Here is a 21,001-nt window from a genome sequence, read left to right as displayed (position 1 = left end):
CCGCCGCGCCGGTGCCCTTCAGGTCGCCGGCGGAGTCGGCGCGTTCGCCGAGGTCGGCGGCGCCGGCTCGGCCGCACTGATCAGCATCGTCGGCGGGCTGCTGAGCTTGATCTGCGCGTCGTGCAGGCGCTTGAGCACATCGAACAGCAACGCGCTGCGCACCCGCGCGACGCTGCGCGGCGAGTTGACGTAGCCGGTCGCGTTGAACATCAGCTGGCCGTGGTCGACGCCGTCGAGCAGCACCGCAGGCCCGGGGGTCTCGAGCACGTCGTCGTTCGCATCGTAGGCCTGCAGCAGCTGCTCGCGCACGGTCTCCGCGTCGCTGCCGAGCGGCACTGGCAGCTTGATCTGCACCAGGCCGAGCGGGTCGGCCAGCGTGACGTTGCGGACGATCTTGGTGATGAACTCGGAGTTCGGCACGATCACCGTCGAGCGGTCGCCCATCTGGATCTCGGTGGCGCGCACATTGATGCGCCGGATGTCGCCTTCGACACCGCCCAGCGACACCCAGTCGCCGACCTTCACCGGCCGTTCCGCGAGCAGGATCAGGCCCGAGACGAAGTTCTGCACCACCGCCTGCAGCCCGAAGCCGATGCCGACCGAGAGTGCACTGGCGACCCATGCGATGCGCTCCAGCCCGACCCCCATCGCCGACATCGCCAGCGCGATCGCGATCACCACGCCGGCGTAGCCGAACAGCGAGGTCGTCGAGGCACTCATGCCCGCATCGAGCATGGTGGTCGGCAGGTAGCGCGTGGCGAGCCAGTGGCGCAGCACCCGCACCACGCCGAGGCCGACGACGAGCACCAGCAGCGCCTGCAGTGCCGCGCCCGGCAGCAGCTTGAACTCGCCGATCGCGATGCCCTGCTGCCACTGCCCGCTGCGCCGCAGCAGCTCGGCCGGGCTCTCGCCGAAGGGCGCCACCAGCAGCATCAGCGCGACCAGCAGCACCGCCAACCGCAGCGCGCCCGACGCCAGCACCGCGATCTGCGCCGCGGGCTTGGACGTCACCGGCAGCCTGGCCTTGTGCTCGGCGGCCTCGTCCGCGGCGGCGGGCTCGGTCGCCAGCCACGCCATCAGCAGGTCGTCGATCAGCGCGGCAAGCAGGTAGGCCGAGCCGAGCACGATGCCGGCCCACACGACCTGGCGCACCGCGAAGCTGCCGAACGCGACATAGCCCGCCAGCAGGCATACGACCGCGGTCGCGAGCACCAGCCAGTTCAGGCCGCCGAGCACCGCGAGCCAGACCGGGCGACCGCGCGCGCCTTCCTTCGCGAGCTCCTGGCGCCAGACGCGTTCGCCATGCATCAACCCGAGCCCGACCGTCAGCCCGACCGTCAGCGCGACGATGCAGTTGATCGCCACCGTCGTCGACAGGCTCGCATTCGCCATCACCGCGATGCGCTCGGCCGACCAGGTCGCGACGCTGACGAACGTGATCAGCGCCGGGAAGTGGCGCAGGCTCGTGGCGACCGCGTCCGGCAGCGGCAGCAGCCGCCAGCTCGGCCGGCGCGCGCAGATCAGCGCGGTCGCCAGGCCATACATGAAGCCGGCGACCCAGAACAGCGCGATGAACACGCCCAGGTCGGTGGCCGGGGCCTCGGCGAGCGTGCCGTTCCAGTCGAACGCCGCGAACACGGCCGCCCCCACCAGGCCGAACGCGAGCGTCCACTGGGCGACCACCAGCGTCGCATACAGCGATCGCCGCAGGCGCCCGGGCGGCGTGTGCCCGGTCAGCCATCGCACCAGCGCACTGCGGCCCCAGGCCAGCGCCCACACCAGCGCCGCCGCGACCACCGGCAGCGCCAGCCACACCGCCATCGGCGCGGCGCGCGCCGCGTCCACCAGCGGGCTGGCGACTTTGCGCACCCGCGCCAGGTCGTTCGGAAGATCGTCCCGCCAGTCCGACCAGAACGGCCCGGCCAGGATCGAGTTGGTGCGCGTGCCCAGCTGCGCCTGGAACTGCGCGCGCCGCAGCGTCGACAGCTGCGCCGCGAGTTGCTGGCTCTCGACGGTGAGCAGCCGGGCGAGCTTGACCTGGCCGTCCAGCGTGCCGCGGCTCTTGGCGATCAGCGCGCGCTGCGCGGCGACGTCGGCGTCCTCCTTGGCGCCGGCCGCCGGCGCGCCGAGTTCGGCCACGCGTGCATCCACGCTCGCCAGCTGCGGCGCCAGCAGGTCGGCGATGTCCGAGGCCTGCTGCTGCGCCGCCTGCGCCGCGCTGCGCAGCTGGCGCAATTCGGCGTCGCCCGGCGGCTCGGCCCGGGCGAGGGCGCGCTGCGAGGCGTCGATCTGCAGGCGAATGCGGTCGAGCGAGGCGTCGATGTCTCCGCCCGGTGCCGCCGGCGCCTGCGCCGCCGCCACGGCCGCGAACAGCCAGAGCAGCAGCGGCGCGACAAGGCGAAGAAAAATCCGATCGACGAAGAATCGCATGCGCGGCGGCAACCCGAGCGCGGCGCCGGGCCGCGAAGCGCCTCGTTATACTCGCCCCACAGCGCCGATTTGTTCCGAATTGCGGGCGCTTTAAAAATGCCGCTAAAGAGGGACGCCCGACCCGGTGTCCGCCTCCGCAGCGGTCCGGGTCTTTTGCATTCTTGGGGTGTCATGGGTTCGATCGGCGACGTCCAGCCGCAATTTCTCCACTTCGCGCCACCGCTGCCGCTGCGCAGCGGCGCGCAGTTGCGCGACTACACGCTCGCGTACGAGACCTACGGCACGCTGAACGCGGCGCGCAGCAACGCCGTGCTGGTGTGCCACGCGCTGAACGCGAGCCACCACGTCGCCGGCACCTATGCCGGGCAACCCCGGAGTGAGGGCTGGTGGGACAACCTCGTCGGCCCCGGCAAGCCGCTCGACACCGACCGCTTCTTCGTGATCGGCGTCAACAACCCCGGCTCGTGCTTCGGCTCGACCGGGCCGATGCAGACGAATCCGGACACCGGCCGCACCTATGGCGCCGACTTCCCGGTCGTCACGGTCGAGGACTGGGTCGACGCGCAGGCCCGCCTGCTCGATGCGCTCGGGATCACGCAGCTGGCCGCGGTGCTCGGCGGCAGCCTGGGCGGCATGCAGGCGCTGAGCTGGTCGCTGCGTCACCCGGACCGGCTGCGCCACTGCATCGCGGTGGCGACGGCGCCGAACCTGTCGGCGCAGAACATCGCGTTCAACGAGGTCGCGCGGCGGGCGATCGTCACCGACCCCGAGTTCCACGGCGGCCACTTCTACGCGCACGGCACGCTGCCGCGGCGCGGGCTGCGGGTGGCGCGGATGATCGGCCACATCACCTACCTCAGCGACGACGCGATGGAGGCCAAGTTCGGCCGCGAGCGCAGGGCCGGTGCCAGCGGCTTCAGCACCCAGGACGTCGAGTTCGAGATCGAGAGCTACCTGCGGCACCAGGGCGACAAGTTCAGCGAGTACTTCGACGCCAACACCTACCTGTTGATCACCCGCGCGCTCGACTACTTCGACCCGGCGCGCGAGTTCGGTGGCGACCTGACGGCCGCGTTCGCGCCGGCGCGCTGCAAGTTCCAGCTCGTCAGCTTCACGACCGACTGGCGCTTCGCGCCGGCGCGCTCGCGCGAGATCGTCAAGGCGCTGGTCGACCACAAGCGCGACGTGAGCTACGCCGAGATCGACGCGCCGCACGGCCACGACGCCTTCCTGCTCGACGACCCGCGCTACCACGGCGTGCTGCGCGCGTGCTTCGACAACATCGCGAAGGAGTTCGGACCGAGCCGAGCGCCGGGCCGTCCCAAGCCGGCGAGCGCCCCCTCGGGGGGCAGGAGCGAAGCGACGTGGGGGCCCCATGTCTGATCGCAAGGACATGGAGCTGATCGCCGAACTGGTGCCGAGGGGCTCGCACGTGCTCGACCTGGGCTGCGGCAACGGCGAGTTCCTGGCGCTGCTGCGCGACACCCGCGGCTGCACCGGCTACGGCATCGAGATCGACGACGCGAACGTGCTCGCCTGCACCCAGCGTGGCGTCAACGTGATCCAGCTGAACCTCGAGGAAGGCCTGGCGCTCTTCGAGGACCAGAGCTTCGACGTGGTGCTTCAGATCGAGACGCTGCAGCACCTGCGCAACACCGAGAAGATGCTGCGCGAGACCGCGCGCGTCGGCCGCATCGGCATCGTCAGCTTCCCGAACTTCGCGCACTGGCCGAACCGGCTGCAGGTCGCGGCCGGCCGCATGCCGGTCACGCGCGTGCTGCCCTACCAGTGGTACGACACACCGAACATCCGCGTCGGCACCTTCGCCGACTTCGAGGTACTGGCGCGCAAGGACGGGCTGCGCATCCTGGACGCCTTCGGCATCCAGGCCGGCGCCGCGGTGCGGCGCTGGCCGAACCTGCGCGCCAGCGTGGCAGTGTTCAAGTTCGACCGCGGCTGAGCACGCTCAGAACGGGATCAGTTCGCCATTGACGACCCACGGCGTGCCGAAGCGGTCGATGCACATGCCCCAGGTCTTGGCCCAGAACGCCGGCTGCATCGGCATCGTGACCTGGCCGCCGGCGGCCAGCGCGGCGAAGACGGTCTGGGCCTGCGCGACCGAGTCGTAGTCGACCGCGATCGACACGCCCTTGATGCCTTCGTACGGCACATGGGCCGGCGCGTCGCCGGCGTAGAGCATGCCGCCGCCCGGCAGCACGAGACGCGCGTGCAGGATGCGGTTCGCGAACTCCTTGGGCATCTGCTCGGCCATCGGCGAATCGGCGCCGCTCATCAGCACTTCGAGTCGGCCGCCGAGGGCCTGCTCGTAGAAGCGCATGGCGTCGGCGCAGGTGCCGTCGAAGGCGAGGTAGGCGATGGCTTGGGTCATGGTGATTCCTCCGGGGGGTTGACGATGCGGACCGCCGGATCCTGACCTGACGACGGTCGGGCGGCCCGGCGATCGACAATCGGGCGACAGCAATTTTGGGCATGCATGTCACAAGCACGCCGGTTCGAACGTCTGACCCTTCATCGGCCAGACCTGGAACTCCGAATGGACGACGCCACCCGCACCTTCGACCGCCTGCGCCCGCGCCTGCAGGGCATCGCCTACCGCATGCTCGGCTCGACCGGCGAGGCCGAGGAGGTGGTGCAGGACGCCTGGCTGCGCTGGCACGAAGCCGATCGGGCGACCATCGCCAACGCCGAGGCCTGGCTGGTCACGATCGCCACGCGCCTGGCGATCGACCGGCTGCGCGCGGCCAAGGTGCAGCGCGAGCACTATGTCGGCTTCTGGCTGCCCGAGCCGCAGCTGGCCGATTCGCCGCACTCGCCCGAGCAGGTGCTGGAGCGGGCGGACGATCTCTCGGTCGCGTTCCTCACCCTGTTGGAGCGCCTCGCGCCCGAGGCGCGCGCCGCGTTCCTGATGCGCGAGGTGTTCGACGCCGACTACGACGAACTCGCGCAGACCATCGGCAAGAGCGAGGCCGCGTGCCGCCAGATGGTCAGCCGCGCGAAGGCGCAGCTGCGCGAGGCCCGCCCGCGCTACACGGTCACGCCGGACGCCCACCAGCGTGTGATGCGCCGCTTCGCCGACGCGCTCGCGCAAGGCGACTTCGCGTCGATGAAGGCGATGCTGGTCGAGGACGCGGAGCTGATCGGCGACGGCGGCGGCAAGGTGCCGAGCTTCGGCAAGGTACTGCTCGGCGGGCCGCGCATCGCGCAGTTGTTCTATGCGGCCAACCTGCGCTTCAAGGCGGGGCTGCGGATCGAGCTGGCGGTGATCAACGGCCAGTGGGGCGTGCTGCGCTTCATCGATGGCGTGCTCGAATCGGCACAGTCGTACGAGACCGACGGTGAGCGCGTCGTGCGCATCCACGTGCAGCGCAATCCGGACAAGCTGGCGCGCATCGCCGCCGCGCTCGGGCCGGTCTGACCCGGCGTTGTCACAACCGGCGCGGCCCGCGCGTCTTCAGGGCATGTGTTCAACCACCTGAAGCGAGCCGCACCATGACCCAACGCATCAACTACGCCGAACAGTCGTCGGAGTACTTCAAGAAGTTCGCCGCCTTCAGCACCGCGCTGAACGGCAGCTCGATCGAGGCGGGCACCCGCCACCTGGTCGAGATCCGCGCCTCGCAGCTCAACGGCTGCGGGCTGTGCGTCGACATGCACGTCAAGCAGGCCACGATCCACGGCGAGCGCCAGCTGCGCCTGCACCACCTGGCGATCTGGCGCGAGTCGCCGCTGTTCGCGCCGCGCGAGCGCGCCTGCCTGGCGTGGACCGAAGTGCTGACGAAGATTCCCGAGCACGGCGTGCCCGACGAGCTGTACGAGCGCGTGCGCGCCCAGCTGTCGGAGAAGGAGATCTCGGACCTGACCTTCATCGTGATGTCGATCAACGCCTGGAACCGCGCCAACGTCGCGTTCAGGACCGTGCCGGGCGCGTTCGACGCGGCCTACGGTCTCGACAAGGCCCATCTCAACTGAACCCGGAGCGCAGCACCATGAAGATCGTCGTCATCGGCGGGAGCGGCCTGATCGGCGCCAAGCTCGTCGGCCGGCTGCGCGCGCGCGGCCACGAGGTCGTCGCGGCCTCGCCGCAATCGGGCGTGGACACGCTCACCGGCCGAGGCCTGGCGCAGGCCCTCGCGGGCACGCAGGTCGTCGTCGACGTCGCGAACTCGCCGTCGTTCGAGGACGCCGCCGTGCTCGCGTTCTTCGAGACCTCGGGCCGCCACCTGCTCGCGGCCGAGGCGGAGGCGGGTGTGAAGCACCACGTCGCGCTGTCGGTCGTCGGCACCGAGCGGCTGCAGCAGAGCGGCTACTTCCGCGCCAAGGCGGCGCAGGAGCGCCTGATCCGGGCCGCGAGCGTGCCCTACACGATCGTGCACTCGACCCAGTTCTTCGAGTTCGTCGGCGGCATCGCGCAAGCGGGCACCGCGGCCGACGGTCGAACGGTGCACCTGTCGCCGGCGAGCATCCAGCCGATCGCGTCCGACGACATCGCCGCAGCGATGGCTGACGTGGCGCTCGGCGCGCCGCTGAACGGCACGCTCGAGGTCGCCGGGCCGGAACGGCTGCGGCTGTCCGAGCTGGTGCAGGCCTACCTGGCCGCGAAGAAGGACCCGCGCATCGTGGTCGCCGACGAGCACGCGCGCTACTTCGGCGCCGAGCTGGACGATGCAACCCTGCTGCCCGGCCCGAATCCGCGCCTCGGCGCGACGCGCTTCGAGGAGTGGCTGGCCGGTCAGCTCGTCCCGGCCTGAGCGTCGTGCGCGGCCGATGCCGCGCGCCAGGCCAGCGGCAGGGCCACCAGCGACACGACGAGGCCGAGCGCCGCCGCCGCGGTCCAGCCGCCGGCCTGCACGCAGGCGGCCATCGTCGGCGGGCCGAGCAGCGAGCCGCTCGCGCCGCACTGCGCGAGCAGGCCGTTGGCGCGCACCATCTGGCCGGGCGCGGTCGCCAGCCGCGGCAGCAGCGCGAAGCCCAGGCTCGCGAACACGCCGCCGGCCATGTTGAGCGCGATCGCCAGCGCAATCGCGACAGTCGCGGACGGGCCCGGCGTGAACACGCCGAACAACAGCAGCGGCGGCAGGCCGAGCGACACGATCGCGGGCCCGCGCAGGCTGACGCCGTGACGCAACAGCCAGGCCGCCGCCGCGCTGCCGGCGATCGCGCTGACCGAGGCGATCGCGGTCCACTGTCCGGCCGCCTGTGCGCCAAGCCCTGCTTCGCGCACCAGCAGCGTCGGCAACAGCCCGAGCACGCCGACCTGGAACAGTGCGAACAGCCCGAACGCCAGCGTCAGGCACCACAGCGGTGGCGTGAGCCGCGCGGCCGGCGCGTCGGTGGGCGTGTCCGCGTGCTCGGGCACGCCGGCGCGCCACAACACCGCCCACAGCAGCGCGCCGACCGCGCCGCTGGCGGCCATCGCGGTGCGCCAGTCCCATGCCGTCGCGACGCTCGCGCTCGCCGCGGCGCCGAGCGCCAGGCCGACCGGCACGAACGTGCTCCACAGCGTCAGCGCGAGCTGCACGCGCGGGCCGGCCGCGCCGGCATGGTGGGCGATCAGCACCGGCGCGCTGACGATCACGCCGAGGTAGCCGGCCGCTTCGAGCAGCCGCCAGCCGAGCAGACCGGTCGCGCCGTGGGCGGAGGCACCGCCCAGGCCGGCGAGCGCGAGGCACGCGACGCCGGCGCGCAGCGTGCGCCGCAGCCCGAGCCGGTGCGCGATCAGGCCGGCGACGGTGCCAAGCGTCGCGCCGCCGATCTCGATCAGCGAGATCGCGATCGCGACCGTGGTCAGGCTCAGGCCGAGCGCCGTCGCGATCAGCGGGGCGAGCGCGGACATCTTGCCGAGCTGGGCCGCCGCCAGCAGGCCGCACAGGTACAGCAGCCCGACCAGCGGCCAGGGCGAACGCGCGGCGGTCATCGCATCGGCCCCGCGGCGCTACCATCGCCGGCACGGTGTCCACGCTTCTCCGTATCAGCAGCGGCGACGGGCGTGCGCTCGGCCGCTCGTTGCGCGCCTGGCGCGCGCTGAACGGCCAGAGCCCGCGCGCGCCGGTTCACTTGATGTGCGACCTGACCCACCGCCTGCTCGCCGCGTCGCCCGCACGCGAGGCGCACCGCGACAGCGACGACCTCGCAAGCCTCGCCTGCGACATGCGCTGGGTGCACTTCCAGTTCTCGGACGGCAGCTTCGCGCGGCTGGTCGAGGCGGTGCGGCCGCAGCCGCTTCACGCCGCCGCGCCGGCGAGCCAGTCGGCCAGCGCGGTCATCGAGTCGCACTGACGGAAGCGCGGATCGCCGAGCGGCGCCGCGGCCTCCTCGTGCGCCCACACCAGCGGGTACGGGATCAGCACCGCGAAGCAGCCGGCCTCGAGCGCGGGCAGGATGTCGGAGCGCACCGAGTTGCCCGCCATCAGCGCGTGCTCGGGCCGAACGCCGTGGCGCGCGAACGCGCGGCGGTAGGTCTCGGCGCTCTTCTCGCTGACGATCTCGACGCCGGAGAAGAAGCGGCCCAGGCCGGAGGCCGCGAGCTTGCTCTCCTGGTGGAACATGTCGCCCTTGGTGATCAGCACCAGCGGCGCGATGTCCGCAAGCCGCTCCAGCGCCTCGGTGACGCCGGGCAGCGGCTCCATCGGGTGGCGCATCAGGTCGCGGCCGGCCGCCAGGATCTCCGCCAGCACGGTGCCGGGCGCCTGCGCGTCGCTCAGCTGCAGGGCCGTTTCCAGCATCGACAGCGTGAAGCCCTTCGCGCCGTAGCCGTAGGTGCCAAGGTTGCGCCGCTCGACGGCGGCCAGCGCGTCCTCGACCGTGGCCGCATCGGCCCACGGCGCGAGCAGCGCGTTGAAGCGCTCATGGGTGAGCCGGAACAGGGTTTCGTTGTGCCAGAGCGTGTCGTCCGCATCCAGGCCGATGATCTTCGGGGGCGTCATGGGCGTCATGGGCGTCAGCTTAAGGGCAGTGCACCGCGCCGCATCGACGCGGCGCTGAATCGACTATTCAGGCCGGCTGCCGCAGCCCGCGCAGGTAGGCGTCGAACACCTGCGGGCCGACCTGCAGCAGGTCGAAGCCGTCGCGGTCGAGCATCCAGTTCTGCAGCAGGCCGTCGAACAGCGCGAACAGCCCCAGCGCGGCGCTGCGCACGCGCGTGCCCTTGGGCAGTTCGCCGCTGCGCAGCGCACGCTTGAGGGCGCGTTCGATGTCGGACAGGCACTCCCGGCGCATCCCCAGGTGGCGCTCGCGCACCGCGTTCATCTCGCCGACGTACTCGACCTTGTGGGTCGCGATGTCGAACACGCGGCGCAGCTGCGGGTCGCGCACGACCCGGCGCAGGGTCTCGACGAAGCCGTCGCGCACCTGGACCAGCGAGGCGTCAGGGCCGCAGAAGCCGCCGCAGGCGTCGGCCTCCTCGAGCGGCAGCGTGGCGCGGTCCATCATCGCGTTGAACAGGTCGGCCTTGTCCTCGAAGTGCCAGTAGATCGCGCCGCGGGTCAACCCGGCGGCCTTCGCGATCTCCGCCAGCGACGTACCCGACACGCCGCGCGCCTCGAACACGAGCTCGGCCGTGTCCAGAATGTGGCTGCGGGTGGCTTGGGCCTCTTCTTTCGTGCGGCGGACCATGAGGTGGTGAAGATTTGATGCGGCGCCTCGCGCCGCTTACATACATTCAACGATGTATGTATACTAACCTCGATCGACCCCGGGACGTGTGTTCTTTTCACATTGAGGCATTAGCATGTCGCCCTCCAGCCCCGCTGGCTCGATTCTTGAATCGCCTTTTGCGGTTCCCCACGATCGATCGACACCTATCCGCCGGCGCGCCGACGCGCCCACCAGACTGAAGGGTTCTGCATGTCCGCGTTGAAGATCATCCCGGCCGCCTCGGCCGTCGTGCTGGCCATTTCGCTCCTCGCGGCGTGCGGGCAGAAGCCCGAGGGTGCGGGCGGCCCGCCCGGCGGCGGCATGCCGCCGGCCGAAGTCGGCGTGATCACGGTCGCGACGCAGTCGATCGGCCTGGCGACCGAACTGCCGGGGCGGCTCGAGGCCTCGCGCGTCGCGCAGGTGCGGGCGCGTGCCGCCGGCATCCTGCAAAAGCGCCTGTTCACCGAAGGCAGCGACGTGAAGGCCGGGCAGGTGCTGTTCACGATCGACGCGGCGCCGTACCAGGCCACCGCCGCCAGCGCGCGCGCCGCGCTGGCCCGCGCCGAGGCCAACCTGACGCAGGCCACCGCGCTCGCCGAGCGCTACAAGCCGCTGATGGAAGCCAACGCGATCAGCAAGCAGGAGTACATCAACGCCGTCGCCGCGCAGAAGACCGCGCAGGCCGACGTGGCCAGCGGCCGCGCCACCGTGCAGACGGCGCAGATCAACCTCGGCTACGCGACCGTGACCGCGCCGATCTCCGGCCGCATCGGCCGCGCGCTCGTCACCGAGGGCGCGCTGGTCGGCCAGGGCGAGGTCACCCCGCTCGCGACGATCCAGCAGATCAACCCGATGTATGTGAACTTCACGCAGAGCACGACCGACGTGCTGCGCCTGCGCCGCGCGGTCGAGAGCGGCAAGTTCAAGCGCTCCGGCACCGACGGCGCCGCCGTGCGCGTGCTGCTCGAGGACGGCAGCGACTACGGCCAGACCGGCAAGCTGCTGTTCTCGGACCTGACCGTCGACCCGACCACCGGCCAGATCACGCTGCGCGCGCAAGTGCCCAACCCGACCGGGCTGCTGCTGCCCGGCATGTACGTGCGGGTTCGGCTCGAGGAGGCGCAGGCCGAGGCCGGCATCGTCGTGCCGCAGCAGGCGGTCACGCGCGGCACCAGCGGCGACACCGTGATGGTCGTCGGCGCCGACGGCAAGGTCGCGCCGCGGCCGGTCAAGGTCGGCGCCGCGGTCAACGGCCAGTGGGTCGTGCTCGACGGCCTGAAGGCCGGCGAGCAGGTCATGGTCGACGGCTTCCAGAAGCTGCGCGGCAATGCGCCGGTCAAGCCGGTGCCATGGCATCCGGCGGCCTCCGGTGCGGCGGCGTCAGGCGCGGCACCGGCCGGCGCCGCAGCCGCGCCGGCCGCACCGGCATCGGCCGCCAGCGCACCCGCCGCCGCGGCGTCGAAGTAAGAAGGGGCACGGCACATGGCCCAGTTCTTCATCGATCGCCCGATCTTCGCGTGGGTGATCGCGCTATTCATCATCGTGCTCGGCGGCACCGCGATCACGCAGCTGCCGATCGCGCAGTACCCATCGGTCGCGCCGCCGTCGATCGTCATCAACACCGCCTACCCGGGCGCCTCGGCGCAGACGCTGGAGGACAGCGTCATCAGCGTCATCGAGCGCGAGATGAACGGCTCGCCGGGCCTGCTCTACATGGAGTCGGTCAGCCAGGCCGACGGCACCGGCTCGATCACGCTCAGCTTCGAGGCCGGCACCAGCCCCGACCTGGCGCAGGTGGATGTGCAGAACCGCCTGTCGCGCGCCACGCCGCGCCTGCCGCTGGCGGTCACGCAGCAGGGCGTGCGGGTCGACAAGTCGCGCTCGAACTTCCTGCTGTTCACGATCCTGTCGAGCGACGACCCGAGCATCGATCCGATCGCGCTCGGCGACTACGCCTCGCGCAACGTGCTGCCCGAATTGCAGCGCCTGCCCGGCGTCGGCCAGGCCCAGCTGTTCGGCACCGAGCGCGCGATGCGCATCTGGATCGACCCGCAGAAGCTGGTCGGCTTCAACCTGTCAACCGCCAACGTCACCGCGGCCATCCAGCAGCAGAACGCGCAGGTCTCGTCGGGCACGATCGGCGACCTGCCGAACGTGCCGGGCCAGTCGATCTTCGCGACCGTGGTCGTGAAGGGCCAGCTCAGCTCGATCGCGCAGTTCGGCGAGATCGTGCTGCGCGCCAACGCCGACGGCTCGACGGTCAAGCTAAAGGACGTTGCCCGCATCGAGCTCGGCGGCCAGAGCTACGCGACCTCGGCGCGCCTGAACGGCAAGCCGTCCACCGGCATCGGCGTGCAGCTCTCGCCGACCGGCAACGCGCTGCAGACCGCCAAGCTCGTGAAGGCGCGCATGGAGGAGCTGCAGAAGTACTTCCCGGCCGGCGTCAAGTACACGATCCCGTACGACAGCTCGCGCTTCGTCAAGATCTCGATCAGCCAGGTCGCCGAGACGCTGGTCGAGGCGGTGGTGCTGGTGTTCCTGGTGATGTACCTGTTCCTGCAGAACATCCGCTACACGATCATCCCGACGATCGTCGTGCCGGTGGCGCTGCTCGGCACCTTCGGCGTGCTGCTCGCGCTCGGCTTCTCGATCAACGTGCTGACGATGTTCGGCATGGTGCTGGTGATCGGCATCGTGGTGGACGATGCGATCGTCGTCGTCGAGAACGTCGAACGCATCATGAGCGAGGAGGGCCTGCCGCCGAAGGAGGCCACGCGCAAGGCGATGGGCCAGATCTACGGCGCCATCATCGGCGTGACCGTGGTGCTGATCTCGGTGTTCGTGCCGCTCGCGTTCTTCAGCGGCTCGGTCGGCAACATCTACCGCCAGTTCTCGGCGGTGATGGTCGCGTCGATCGCGTTCTCGGCGTTCATGGCGCTGTCGCTGACGCCGGCACTGTGCGCGACGCTGCTGAAGCCGGTCGAGGCCGGCTCGCACCTGGAGAAGAAAGGCTTCTTCGGCTGGTTCAACCGCGGCTTCAAGTCGACCGCGAAAGGCTACGAGGGCTGGGTCGCACGCATCCTGAAGCGCGCGGGCCGGTTCATGATCATCTACGCCGCGATCGCGGTCGCGGTCGGCCTGCTGTTCGTGCGCCTGCCCACGTCCTTCCTGCCGAACGAGGACCAGGGCTACATCATCGCCAACGTGCAGCTGCCGCCGGGCGCGACCCAGGCGCGCACGCTCGAGGCGATGAAGCAGGCCGAGAACTTCTTCCTGAAGCAGCCCGAGACCCAGAACATGGTCAGCGTGCTCGGCTTCAGCTTCTCGGGCACCGGCCAGAACGCCGGCCTGGCGTTCGTGCCGCTGAAGGACTGGAGCGAGCGCCACGGCGCCGAGCATTCGGCGCAGGCGCTGGCCGGTCGCGGCTTCGGTGCGCTGATGGGCGTGCGCGACGCGTTCATCTTCGCGCTCAGCCCGCCGCCGATCCCCGAACTGGGCAACGCGACCGGCTTCACCTTCCGCCTGCAGGACCGCGGCGGCAACGGCCACGCGGCGCTCGTCGCCGCGCGCAACCAGCTGCTCGGCATGGCCGGGCAGAGCAAGATCCTCGCGGGCGTGCGACCCGACGGCCTGGAGGACGCCCCCCAGCTGCAGCTGGACATCGATCGCGACAAGGCCAACGCGCTCGGTGTCGACTTCGGTTCGATCAACACCGCGCTGTCGACCTCGCTCGGCTCGTCGTACATCAACGACTTCCCGAACAACGGCCGCCTGCAGCGCGTGGTCGTGCAGGCCGACGCGCCCGAGCGGATGCAGCCGGACGACCTGCTGCGCATCAACGCGCTGAACAGCAAGGGTCAGCCGGTGCCGCTGTCCGCGTTCGTCTCGACCCGCTGGATCAACGGCCCGGTGCAGACCGTGCGCTACAACGGCTACCCGACGATGCGGATCTCCGGCGACGCGGCGCCTGGGCAGTCCACCGGCCAGGCGATGCGCGAGATGGAGCGGCTCGCCGCGCAGCTGCCGGCCGGCTTCGGCTTCGAGTGGACCGGCCAGTCGCGCGAGGAGCGCCTCGCCGGCTCGCAGGCCTACCTGCTGTACGGCTTCGCGATCCTGGCGGTGTTCCTGTGCCTGGCCGCGCTGTACGAGAGCTGGACGATCCCGCTCGCGGTGATCATGGTGGTGCCGCTGGGCGTGCTCGGCGTGGTGCTGGCGACGATGTTCCGCGGCCTGTCGAACGACGTGTACTTCCAGGTCGGGCTGATCACGATCATCGGCCTCGCGGCGAAGAACGCGATCCTGATCATCGAGTTCGCGAAAGACCTCGAGGCCGAGGGCAAGAGTCCGATGGAGGCGGCCCTGGCCGCCGCGCACCTGCGCTTCCGCCCGATCATCATGACCTCGCTCGCGTTCATCCTCGGCACGCTGCCGCTGGCGATCGCCAGCGGTGCCGGCTCGGCGAGCCAGCGCGCGATCGGCACCGCGGTGATCGGCGGGATGATCACCGCCGTCGCGCTCGCGGTGCTGTTCGTGCCGGCCTTCTTCGTGGTCGTGCGCGCCGTCTTCAAGAAGAGCAGGGTCAAGCCGCACCGCGGTGCGCCGCTCGGCCACGACACGCCACCGGCGCCGGCGCAGGAGAGCGCATGATGAAACGACAAAACCTTCAACGCGCGGGTCTGCTCTGCGCGTTCGCCCTGGCCCTGCTGTCGGCGGGCTGCATGAGCTTCATCCCGCCGTACGAGCGCCCGGCCGCGCCGGTCGCACCGGCCTACGCGCCCGAGCTGACGCCGGTCGGCGCTGCCGGCGTGCCGGCCGCGGCCGACATCGAGTGGCAGCGCTTCTTCGCCGACCCGCGGCTGAAGCGCCTGATCGAACTCGCGCTGCAGAACAACCGCGACCTGCGCGTCGCGATCCTGAACATCGAGCAGGCGCGCGCGACCTACCAGGTGCGTCGCGCGGACCAGTTGCCGACGCTCGGCGCCGGCGTCTCGGCCGCGCGCGAGGCCGGCACCAACGGCGGGCTCGTCAACGTCTACGCGGCCGGCCTGCAGGTCACCGGGTACGAGCTCGACTTCTTCGGCCGCGTGCGCAGCCTGAGCCAGGCCGCGCTGTCGCAATACCTCGCCACCGAGGAGGCGCGCAAGACCACGCAGATCGCGCTCGTCGCCGGCGTCGCGACCACCTACATCGGCCTGCTGGCCGACGAGGAACTGCTGCGCGTCACGCGCGAGGCGCTGAAGACCCGCGAGGATTCGTTCCGCCTGACCAAGCTGCGCTTCGACAACGGCGCGTCGAGCGAGATCGACCTGCGCCAGGCCGAGCAGCTGCTCGAGACCGCCAAGGCGACGCTCGCGCAGACGCAGCGCCAGCGTGCGCTCGACGAGAACGCGCTGGTGCTGCTGGTGGGTCAGCCGCTGCCGGCCGGTCTGCCGGCGCCGCTGCCGCTCGCCGCTCAGCAGGGTGTGACCGATCTGCCCGCGGGCCTGCCGTCCGACCTGCTGACGCGCCGGCCCGACGTGCTCGCCGCCGAGCAGCAGCTGCTGGCCGCCAACGCCAACATCGGCGCGGCGCGCGCGGCGTTCTTCCCGCGCATCTCGCTGACCGCGAACGCCGGCAGTGCGAGCACCGAGCTGTCGGGCCTGTTCAAGGGCGGCAGCTGGGCGCTGACCGGCAGCGCGAGCCTGCTGCAGCCGATCTTCGACGCCGGGCGCAACCAGGCGAACCTGCAGATCTCGAAGGTCAACAAGGACATCGCGATCGCGCAGTACGAGAAGGCGATCCAGACCGCGTTCCGCGAGGTCTCCGATTCGCTCGCCGGCCGCGCCACGCTCGGCGAGCAGCTGCGCGCGCAGGCCGCGGTCGCGAACGCGGCGCAGGTCGGCTACAACCTCGCCGACCTGCGCTACCGCAACGGCGTGGCCAGCTACTTCGACCTGCTCGACGCGCAGCGCACGCTGTTCGCGGCGCAGCAGGCGACGGTGCAGGTGCAGTCGGCGCAGGCGCAGAACCTGGTCACGCTCTACAAGGTGCTCGGCGGCGGCTGGACCGAGCCGTCCCGGCCCAACTGACCATGCGCCCGGCGACGCACCGCGCCCAGTTGGTCGGGCTGCTCGCCGAGGCGGCCGAGATCGAGCACTGCCTGATGTGCACGTATCTCTATGCTGCGTTCTCGCTGAAGCAGTCGGTCGACGAGGACCTGCAGCCGCACGAGCTCGAGGCGGTGCAGCGCTGGCGCCGCGAGATCATCGCGATCGCGACCGACGAGATGCTGCACCTCGTTCTCGCCAACAACCTCGCGATCGCGGTCGGCGCACGCCCGCACTACCGGCGCTTCAACTTCCCGATCGCGCCGGGGCTGTTCCCGGCGGACGTAGCGGTCGAGCTGGCGCCGCTCGACGCGGCCACGCTCGATCACTTCGTCTACCTCGAGCGCCCGGCCGACGTGGCCGAACGCGACGGCGCGCGCTACGAGAAGGCCCGTTACGAACGCCACGCGCCCGCTGGCCGGCTGATGCAGGTGGCGGACGACTACGCCACCGTCGGCGAGCTGTACGAGGCGATCGCGCAGAGCTGCGACCTGATCGCGGGCCACCTCGGCGAGCCGGCACTGTTCATCGGCCCGCGCGACTCGCAACTCGGCCCGGCCGACTTCCGGTTGCCCGGCATCATGACGATCGGCAGCCTGGCCGAAGCGCACGAGGCGCTCGAATTCATCCGCCACCAGGGCGAAGGCTCGCGGGACGAGAAGGCCGGCTCGCACTACGCGCGCTTCCGCGCGATCCGCCGCGAGTGGGAGGCGCTGACGCGCGCGCGGCCGGGCTTCGTGCCGGCGCGTGCGGCGGCGCGCAACCCGGTGCTGCGCGATCCGGTGGACCCGGCCACGCGCGTCCAGGTTGTCGCCGAACCGGCCGCGACGCTGCTCGACGCCGGCAACGTCTGCTACGAGCTCATGCTGCGGCTGCTGACCGCTCTGTCCGACGTGGTGCCCAGCAGCCCCGCGGCGATCGCGCGCCGCCAGGCGATCTGCGACCAGACGCTGGCGCTGATGCACACGCTGGCCGAGGTCGGCGCGCTGCTCAGCGGGCTGCCGGCGAACCCCGGGCGCCACCCTGGCGCGAATGCCGGCCTGACGTTCACCGCCTCGCGCACCGTGCTCGCGTTCCTGTCGCCGGAGACCGCGACGCTGCTGCTGGCCGAGCGTTTCGGCTGCGTGGCCGACCGGTTCGCGACGCTCGCCGCCCAGTTGCCGTCGCTGGCCGGCCACGCAAAGACCCTGCAGCGCTTCTCCGACCACTGGTCGGCGGAACATGATCGCCGCTGGCCGGAAGGCGCTGTGCCGCCGGCCGAGCCCGCAGTGAAGGAGAACCCGATGGACGCCACACCCGCCGCCACACCCGCCGCCGCGCCCGCCCCCAAGGCCCCCGACGAGGCACGCGGCCGCGACGTGCTGCTGCGCTTCGACACGCAGCGCTGCATCCATGCGCGGATGTGCGTGCTTGGCGAGCCCGAGGTGTTCCTCGCGAACACACCGGGCGAATGGCTGTTCCCTGACAAGGCGACGCCGGAGCGGATTGCGATCGTCGCGGCCGCCTGCCCGTCCGGCGCGATCACCTACGACCGGCTCGACGGCGGCCCGGACGAGGCCGCGCCGCGCGTCAACGCGTTGCGGGTGCGCGAGAACGGCCCGCTGGCGGTGGTGGCCGAGATGCACCTCGTCGGCCACGAGAACGCGACGGGTTCGCACTTCCGTGCGACGCTGTGCCGTTGCGGCGCGTCCGCCAACAAGCCGTTCTGCGACGGCTCGCACAACGCGGCGGGCTTCAAGGCGAGCGGCGAGCCGGCGACGCGCGAGTCGCAGCCGCTCGCGCTGCGCAACGGTCCGCTCGAGGTCACGCCCACGCGCAACGGCCCGCTCGAGGTGAAGGGCAACCTCGAGATCTGCTCGGGCACCGGTCGCACGGTCGACCGCGTCACCACCACCTGGCTGTGCCGCTGCGGCCAGTCGCAGAACAAGCCGTTCTGCGACGGCTCGCACGGCCGCACCGGCTTCGTCGCCGACGGCGCCTGAGCGCGTTCCCATCCCTCAACGGAGTCCCAAACCATGCGCCACCATCCTCTCGGCCGCACCGGCCTGTTCGTGTCCGAGCTCTGCCTGGGCACCATGACCTTCGGCGGCAGCGACGGCATCTGGGGCCAGATCGGCGACCTGCAGCAGGCCGATGCCGAACGCCTGGTCGGCGCCGCGCTCGATGCCGGCATCAACTTCATCGACACCGCGGACGTGTATTCGGGCGGCGTCTCCGAGCAGATCACCGGCCAGGCACTGAAGAACCTGAAGGTCGCGCGCGACAGCGTCGTCGTCGCGACCAAGGTGTTCGGCGAAACGGGGCCGGGGCCGAACATGCGCGGCGCCTCGCGCGGCCACATCGCCGACGGCGTCAAGGCGAGCCTCGCGCGGCTGCAGCTCGACCACATCGACCTGTACCAGATCCACGGCTTCGATCCGGCCACGCCGATCGAGGAAACGGTGCGCGCGCTCGACCAGCTGGTGCGGCACGGCCACGTGCGTTACGTCGGCGTCTCGAACTGGGCAGCGTGGCAGATCGTCAAGGCGCTGGGCATCGCCGAGCGCCACGGCCTGGCGCGCTTCGAGTCGTTGCAGGCGTACTACACGGTCGCCGGGCGCGACCTCGAACGCGAGCTGGTGCCGATGCTCGAGAGCGAAGGCGTCGGCCTGATGGTCTGGAGCCCGCTGGCCGGCGGGCTGCTCAGCGGCAAGTACGGCCGCGACCAGCAGGGCGAGGCCGGCAGCCGGCGCACGCAGTTCGACTTCCCGCCGGTCAACCGCGACCGCGCGTGGGACTGCGTGGATGCGATGCGCGTGATCGCCGACGCGAAGGGCGTCTCGGTCGCGCAGATCGCGCTGGCGTGGCTGCTGCACCAGCCGCAGGTGACGAGCGTGATCGTCGGCGCCAAGCGGCCCGACCAGCTGGCCGACAACATCGCCGCGACGAGGGTGGCGCTGACGGCCGATGAGCTGGCGGCGATCGACGCCGTCAGCGCGCTGCCGACCGAGTACCCGGGCTGGATGCTGAAGCGCCAGGGCGGCGCGCGCCGCCAGCAGCTCGCCGGCACGCCGCCCGGCAGCAGCCGCTGATCGGCGACGTGGCGCGGCGCGCGGCTCAGCGCGTCGAGGAAAGCGCCGCGAACTCCGGCGTGGCCTTGGTCTTCCAGGCCGCGATCGCGACCGCCATCTCGTCGGTGTCGAAGATCGCGCTCTGCAGCAGCGTCATCTGCGCCAGGCTCGCGGCGGTGCCGTGATCGCGGGCGTGGTTCAGCGCCAGCTTGCTGCCGGTGATCGCCAGGGGTGACTTGGCGGCGATGGCGCGTGCGAGCGTCATCGCGTGGGCGAGCGCCGCGTCGGCATCCGGCAGCACCGCGTTGACCAGGCCGACCGCGAGCGCGCGCTCGGCGCCGACCCGGTCGCCGGTGTAGGCCATCTCGCGCGCCATGCCGGGCGGCACGATCTTGGCCAGGCGCTGCAGCACGCCCAGGTCGGCCATCATGCCGATGTGGATCTCCTGCACCGTGAAGAACGCGTCGGCAGTGCAGACGCGGATGTCGCAGGCGGTCGCCAGGTCGAGCGCGCCGCCGACGCAGCCGCCCTGGACCGCGCAGACGACCGGGAAGCGCGCCTCGTCGAGCGCGCTGAAGCAGTCGATCAGTTCGCGCAGCGTCTCCTGGAACGCGAGCCGCGCCCGCGCGGTGGCGGTGACGAACATGGCGTCGTCGGCGCCGAACACGTCGAGCGCCATGCCGGCGCAGAAGTGCTTGCCGGTCGACGAGATCACCAGCACGCGCGTGTCGCCGGTGGTCTGCAGCCCGCGCACCGCGTCGCGCAGCAGCGGGAAGAACGGCGGCGCCATCGTGTTCAGGCGTTCCGGGCGGTTCAATTGCAGGTGGGCGATGCCGTTGTCGACGGCCAGCGAAAAGAAGTCGTTGCTCATGGTGTTCCTGTGGATGCGGCGCGCGAAACCGGCAGCCTACACTGCCGCCCATGCCGATGCCGACGACCCTGACCACGGCCGATGGCCTGACCCTTCGCACCTGCGAGTGGCCGGCCACCGACGCGCGCAGCACGGTGCTGATCGTGCACGGCCTCGGCGAGCACGCCGGCCGCTACGCGCACGTCGCGGCGCACCTGGTGAATCACGGCCACCATGTCGTCGCCTACGACCACCGCGGGCATGGCGACAGCGACGGCCCGCGCGGCCGGCTGCACCACCCCGACGACCTGCTGCGCGATCTGGCGCGCGTGATCGACGCGGTGCGCGCGGCGCGCCCGGGGCCGCTGGTGCTGCTCGGGCACAGCATGGGCGGCGCGGTCGCGGCGCGCATGGTCGCGGCCGGGCTCGAACCGAAGCCGCCGCGGTGGCACCGTGCGGTCGATGCGCTGGTGCTGTCGTCGCCGGCGCTGGACATCGGCCTCGGCGGCGCGCAGCAGGCGCTGCTGGCCGTGCTCCGCCGCCTGGCGCCGAACTTCGCGATCGGCAACGGGCTGGAGCCGGAGTGGGTCTCGCGGGACGCGGCCGTCGTCGCGGCCTACATCGACGACCCGCTGGTGCATGACCGTGTATCGGCGAAGCTGGTGCGCTTCATGGCCGACGCGGGCGCGTTCGTGCGCGCGCAGGCCGCGCAATGGCGCGTGCCGACCCTGCTGCTTTACGCCGGCGCCGACCGCTGCGTCGTGCCCGCCGGCAGCGCCGCGTTCGCCGCGGCGGCGCCCGCATCGGTCGCCACGGTGCGGGCTTTCCCCGCGCTGTACCACGAGCTGTTCAACGAGCCCGAGCAAGCCGAGGTGTTGGCCGCGCTGACGGCGTGGCTGGGCACGGCGCCCTACACTGGCCACTGACCGTTG

18 protein-coding genes and 1 riboswitch are annotated in these 21,001 nt (G+C 71.4%); of the genes, 12 read left to right on the top strand and 6 right to left on the bottom strand.

Annotation, left to right across the window (positions count from 1 at the left end):
* Window positions 1–18: 18 nt before the first annotated feature.
* Window positions 19–2,430 (bottom strand): DUF3772 domain-containing protein, encoded by a 2,412-nt coding sequence (locus ACWH49_RS09045; RefSeq protein ID WP_448171159.1) that lies wholly within the window; start codon window positions 2,428–2,430, stop codon window positions 19–21.
* A gap of 51 nt (window positions 2,431–2,481) precedes the next feature.
* Window positions 2,482–2,557, top strand: a riboswitch (SAM riboswitch).
* A 44-nt stretch (window positions 2,558–2,601) separates the two neighbouring features.
* On the opposite strand from ACWH49_RS09045, the gene metX reads away from it, so the two are divergent.
* A complete protein-coding gene (metX, locus tag ACWH49_RS09040; RefSeq protein WP_448171158.1) occupies window positions 2,602–3,813 on the top strand; it encodes a homoserine O-succinyltransferase MetX in 1,212 nt (403 codons plus the stop codon).
* A complete protein-coding gene (metW, locus tag ACWH49_RS09035; RefSeq protein WP_448171157.1) occupies window positions 3,806–4,390 on the top strand; it encodes a methionine biosynthesis protein MetW in 585 nt (194 codons plus the stop codon). The genes metX and metW overlap by 8 nt, the downstream gene beginning before the upstream one ends.
* Window positions 4,391–4,396: 6 nt before the next feature.
* Here the strand turns inward: metW and ACWH49_RS09030 are convergent, their stop codons facing one another.
* Window positions 4,397–4,819: a VOC family protein gene (locus ACWH49_RS09030; RefSeq protein ID WP_448171156.1), complete on the bottom strand. Its 423-nt coding sequence runs from the start codon at window positions 4,817–4,819 to the stop codon at window positions 4,397–4,399.
* A gap of 165 nt (window positions 4,820–4,984) precedes the next feature.
* Here ACWH49_RS09030 and ACWH49_RS09025 point away from each other — a divergent pair, with 165 nt between their 5' ends.
* The 3 genes from ACWH49_RS09025 to ACWH49_RS09015 all read left to right on the top strand — a co-directional run bounded on the left by ACWH49_RS09025 (window position 4,985) and on the right by ACWH49_RS09015 (window position 7,199).
* Entirely contained in the window at window positions 4,985–5,866 is an 882-nt protein-coding gene (locus ACWH49_RS09025; protein ID WP_448171155.1) for an RNA polymerase sigma-70 factor, read from the top strand.
* Window positions 5,867–5,940: 74 nt separating this feature from the next.
* Window positions 5,941–6,420 (top strand): carboxymuconolactone decarboxylase family protein, encoded by a 480-nt coding sequence (locus ACWH49_RS09020; protein ID WP_448171154.1) that lies wholly within the window; start codon window positions 5,941–5,943, stop codon window positions 6,418–6,420.
* A 17-nt stretch (window positions 6,421–6,437) separates the two neighbouring features.
* Entirely contained in the window at window positions 6,438–7,199 is a 762-nt protein-coding gene (locus ACWH49_RS09015; RefSeq protein ID WP_448171153.1) for an SDR family oxidoreductase, read from the top strand.
* On the opposite strand, the gene ACWH49_RS09010 is transcribed toward ACWH49_RS09015, so the two are convergent.
* Window positions 7,181–8,365 (bottom strand): MFS transporter, encoded by a 1,185-nt coding sequence (locus ACWH49_RS09010; protein WP_448171152.1) that lies wholly within the window; start codon window positions 8,363–8,365, stop codon window positions 7,181–7,183. The two genes, ACWH49_RS09015 and ACWH49_RS09010, sit on opposite strands and share 19 nt — an antisense overlap.
* Before the next feature lie 35 nt (window positions 8,366–8,400).
* On the opposite strand from ACWH49_RS09010, the gene ACWH49_RS09005 reads away from it, so the two are divergent.
* On the top strand, window positions 8,401–8,727 hold the full coding sequence (locus ACWH49_RS09005; protein ID WP_448171151.1) for a hypothetical protein: 327 nt from the start codon (window positions 8,401–8,403) through the stop codon (window positions 8,725–8,727).
* On the opposite strand, the gene ACWH49_RS09000 is transcribed toward ACWH49_RS09005, so the two are convergent.
* Window positions 8,673–9,383 (bottom strand): HAD family hydrolase, encoded by a 711-nt coding sequence (locus tag ACWH49_RS09000; RefSeq protein WP_448171150.1) that lies wholly within the window; start codon window positions 9,381–9,383, stop codon window positions 8,673–8,675. The genes ACWH49_RS09005 and ACWH49_RS09000 overlap by 55 nt on opposite strands.
* Window positions 9,384–9,441: 58 nt before the next feature.
* Window positions 9,442–10,062 carry a TetR family transcriptional regulator gene (locus tag ACWH49_RS08995; RefSeq protein WP_448171149.1) on the bottom strand — a complete coding sequence of 207 codons (621 nt, stop codon included), beginning with the start codon at window positions 10,060–10,062 and terminating at the stop codon, window positions 9,442–9,444.
* Between the two features lie 231 nt (window positions 10,063–10,293).
* Between ACWH49_RS08995 and ACWH49_RS08990 the strand changes: the two genes are divergently transcribed.
* The 5 genes from ACWH49_RS08990 to ACWH49_RS08970 are packed head-to-tail and all read left to right on the top strand — an operon-like array spanning window position 10,294 to window position 19,240.
* Window positions 10,294–11,550 carry an efflux RND transporter periplasmic adaptor subunit gene (locus ACWH49_RS08990; RefSeq protein ID WP_448171148.1) on the top strand — a complete coding sequence of 419 codons (1,257 nt, stop codon included), beginning with the start codon at window positions 10,294–10,296 and terminating at the stop codon, window positions 11,548–11,550.
* A gap of 15 nt (window positions 11,551–11,565) precedes the next feature.
* On the top strand, window positions 11,566–14,730 hold the full coding sequence (locus ACWH49_RS08985; RefSeq protein WP_448171147.1) for an efflux RND transporter permease subunit: 3,165 nt from the start codon (window positions 11,566–11,568) through the stop codon (window positions 14,728–14,730).
* Complete coding sequence (locus tag ACWH49_RS08980; RefSeq protein WP_448174332.1) at window positions 14,730–16,151, top strand: efflux transporter outer membrane subunit; 1,422 nt, start codon at window positions 14,730–14,732, stop codon at window positions 16,149–16,151. The genes ACWH49_RS08985 and ACWH49_RS08980 overlap by 1 nt, the downstream gene beginning before the upstream one ends.
* 2 nt (window positions 16,152–16,153) lie before the next feature.
* On the top strand, window positions 16,154–18,151 hold the full coding sequence (locus tag ACWH49_RS08975; protein ID WP_448171146.1) for a ferritin-like domain-containing protein: 1,998 nt from the start codon (window positions 16,154–16,156) through the stop codon (window positions 18,149–18,151).
* 33 nt (window positions 18,152–18,184) lie between these two features.
* A complete protein-coding gene (locus ACWH49_RS08970; RefSeq protein ID WP_448171145.1) occupies window positions 18,185–19,240 on the top strand; it encodes an aldo/keto reductase in 1,056 nt (351 codons plus the stop codon).
* 25 nt (window positions 19,241–19,265) lie between these two features.
* Here the strand turns inward: ACWH49_RS08970 and ACWH49_RS08965 are convergent, their stop codons facing one another.
* A complete protein-coding gene (locus ACWH49_RS08965) occupies window positions 19,266–20,090 on the bottom strand; it encodes an enoyl-CoA hydratase-related protein (protein WP_448171144.1) in 825 nt (274 codons plus the stop codon).
* 50 nt (window positions 20,091–20,140) lie between these two features.
* Here ACWH49_RS08965 and ACWH49_RS08960 point away from each other — a divergent pair, with 50 nt between their 5' ends.
* Window positions 20,141–20,995, top strand: coding sequence for an alpha/beta hydrolase (locus ACWH49_RS08960; RefSeq protein ID WP_448171143.1), 855 nt, complete (start codon window positions 20,141–20,143; stop codon window positions 20,993–20,995).
* Window positions 20,996–21,001 lie beyond the last annotated feature (6 nt).

The organism is Rhizobacter fulvus, from assembly GCF_964020785.1.
This window is presented reverse-complemented; position numbering and strand designations above follow the sequence as displayed.

Bases quoted from the DNA above. Each gene is read 5' to 3' on its own strand.
- ACWH49_RS08985 (WP_448171147.1), top strand. From the start codon at position 11,566: ATGGCCCAGTTCTTCATCGATCGCCCGATCTTCGCGTGGGTGATCGCG.
- ACWH49_RS09020 (WP_448171154.1), top strand. From the start codon at position 5,941: ATGACCCAACGCATCAACTACGCCGAACAGTCGTCGGAGTACTTCAAG.
- ACWH49_RS09015 (WP_448171153.1), top strand. From the start codon at position 6,438: ATGAAGATCGTCGTCATCGGCGGGAGCGGCCTGATCGGCGCCAAGCTC.
- metW (WP_448171157.1), top strand. From the start codon at position 3,806: ATGTCTGATCGCAAGGACATGGAGCTGATCGCCGAACTGGTGCCGAGG.
- ACWH49_RS09030 (WP_448171156.1), bottom strand. From the start codon at position 4,819: ATGACCCAAGCCATCGCCTACCTCGCCTTCGACGGCACCTGCGCCGAC.
- ACWH49_RS08990 (WP_448171148.1), top strand. From the start codon at position 10,294: ATGTCCGCGTTGAAGATCATCCCGGCCGCCTCGGCCGTCGTGCTGGCC.
- ACWH49_RS08970 (WP_448171145.1), top strand. From the start codon at position 18,185: ATGCGCCACCATCCTCTCGGCCGCACCGGCCTGTTCGTGTCCGAGCTC.
- ACWH49_RS08995 (WP_448171149.1), bottom strand. From the start codon at position 10,062: ATGGTCCGCCGCACGAAAGAAGAGGCCCAAGCCACCCGCAGCCACATT.
- ACWH49_RS08960 (WP_448171143.1), top strand. From the start codon at position 20,141: ATGCCGATGCCGACGACCCTGACCACGGCCGATGGCCTGACCCTTCGC.
- ACWH49_RS09045 (WP_448171159.1), bottom strand. From the start codon at position 2,430: ATGCGATTCTTCGTCGATCGGATTTTTCTTCGCCTTGTCGCGCCGCTG.
- metX (WP_448171158.1), top strand. From the start codon at position 2,602: ATGGGTTCGATCGGCGACGTCCAGCCGCAATTTCTCCACTTCGCGCCA.
- ACWH49_RS09010 (WP_448171152.1), bottom strand. From the start codon at position 8,365: ATGACCGCCGCGCGTTCGCCCTGGCCGCTGGTCGGGCTGCTGTACCTG.
- ACWH49_RS09000 (WP_448171150.1), bottom strand. From the start codon at position 9,383: ATGACGCCCATGACGCCCCCGAAGATCATCGGCCTGGATGCGGACGAC.
- ACWH49_RS08965 (WP_448171144.1), bottom strand. From the start codon at position 20,090: ATGAGCAACGACTTCTTTTCGCTGGCCGTCGACAACGGCATCGCCCAC.
- ACWH49_RS09025 (WP_448171155.1), top strand. From the start codon at position 4,985: ATGGACGACGCCACCCGCACCTTCGACCGCCTGCGCCCGCGCCTGCAG.
- ACWH49_RS08975 (WP_448171146.1), top strand. From the start codon at position 16,154: ATGCGCCCGGCGACGCACCGCGCCCAGTTGGTCGGGCTGCTCGCCGAG.
- ACWH49_RS08980 (WP_448174332.1), top strand. From the start codon at position 14,730: ATGAAACGACAAAACCTTCAACGCGCGGGTCTGCTCTGCGCGTTCGCC.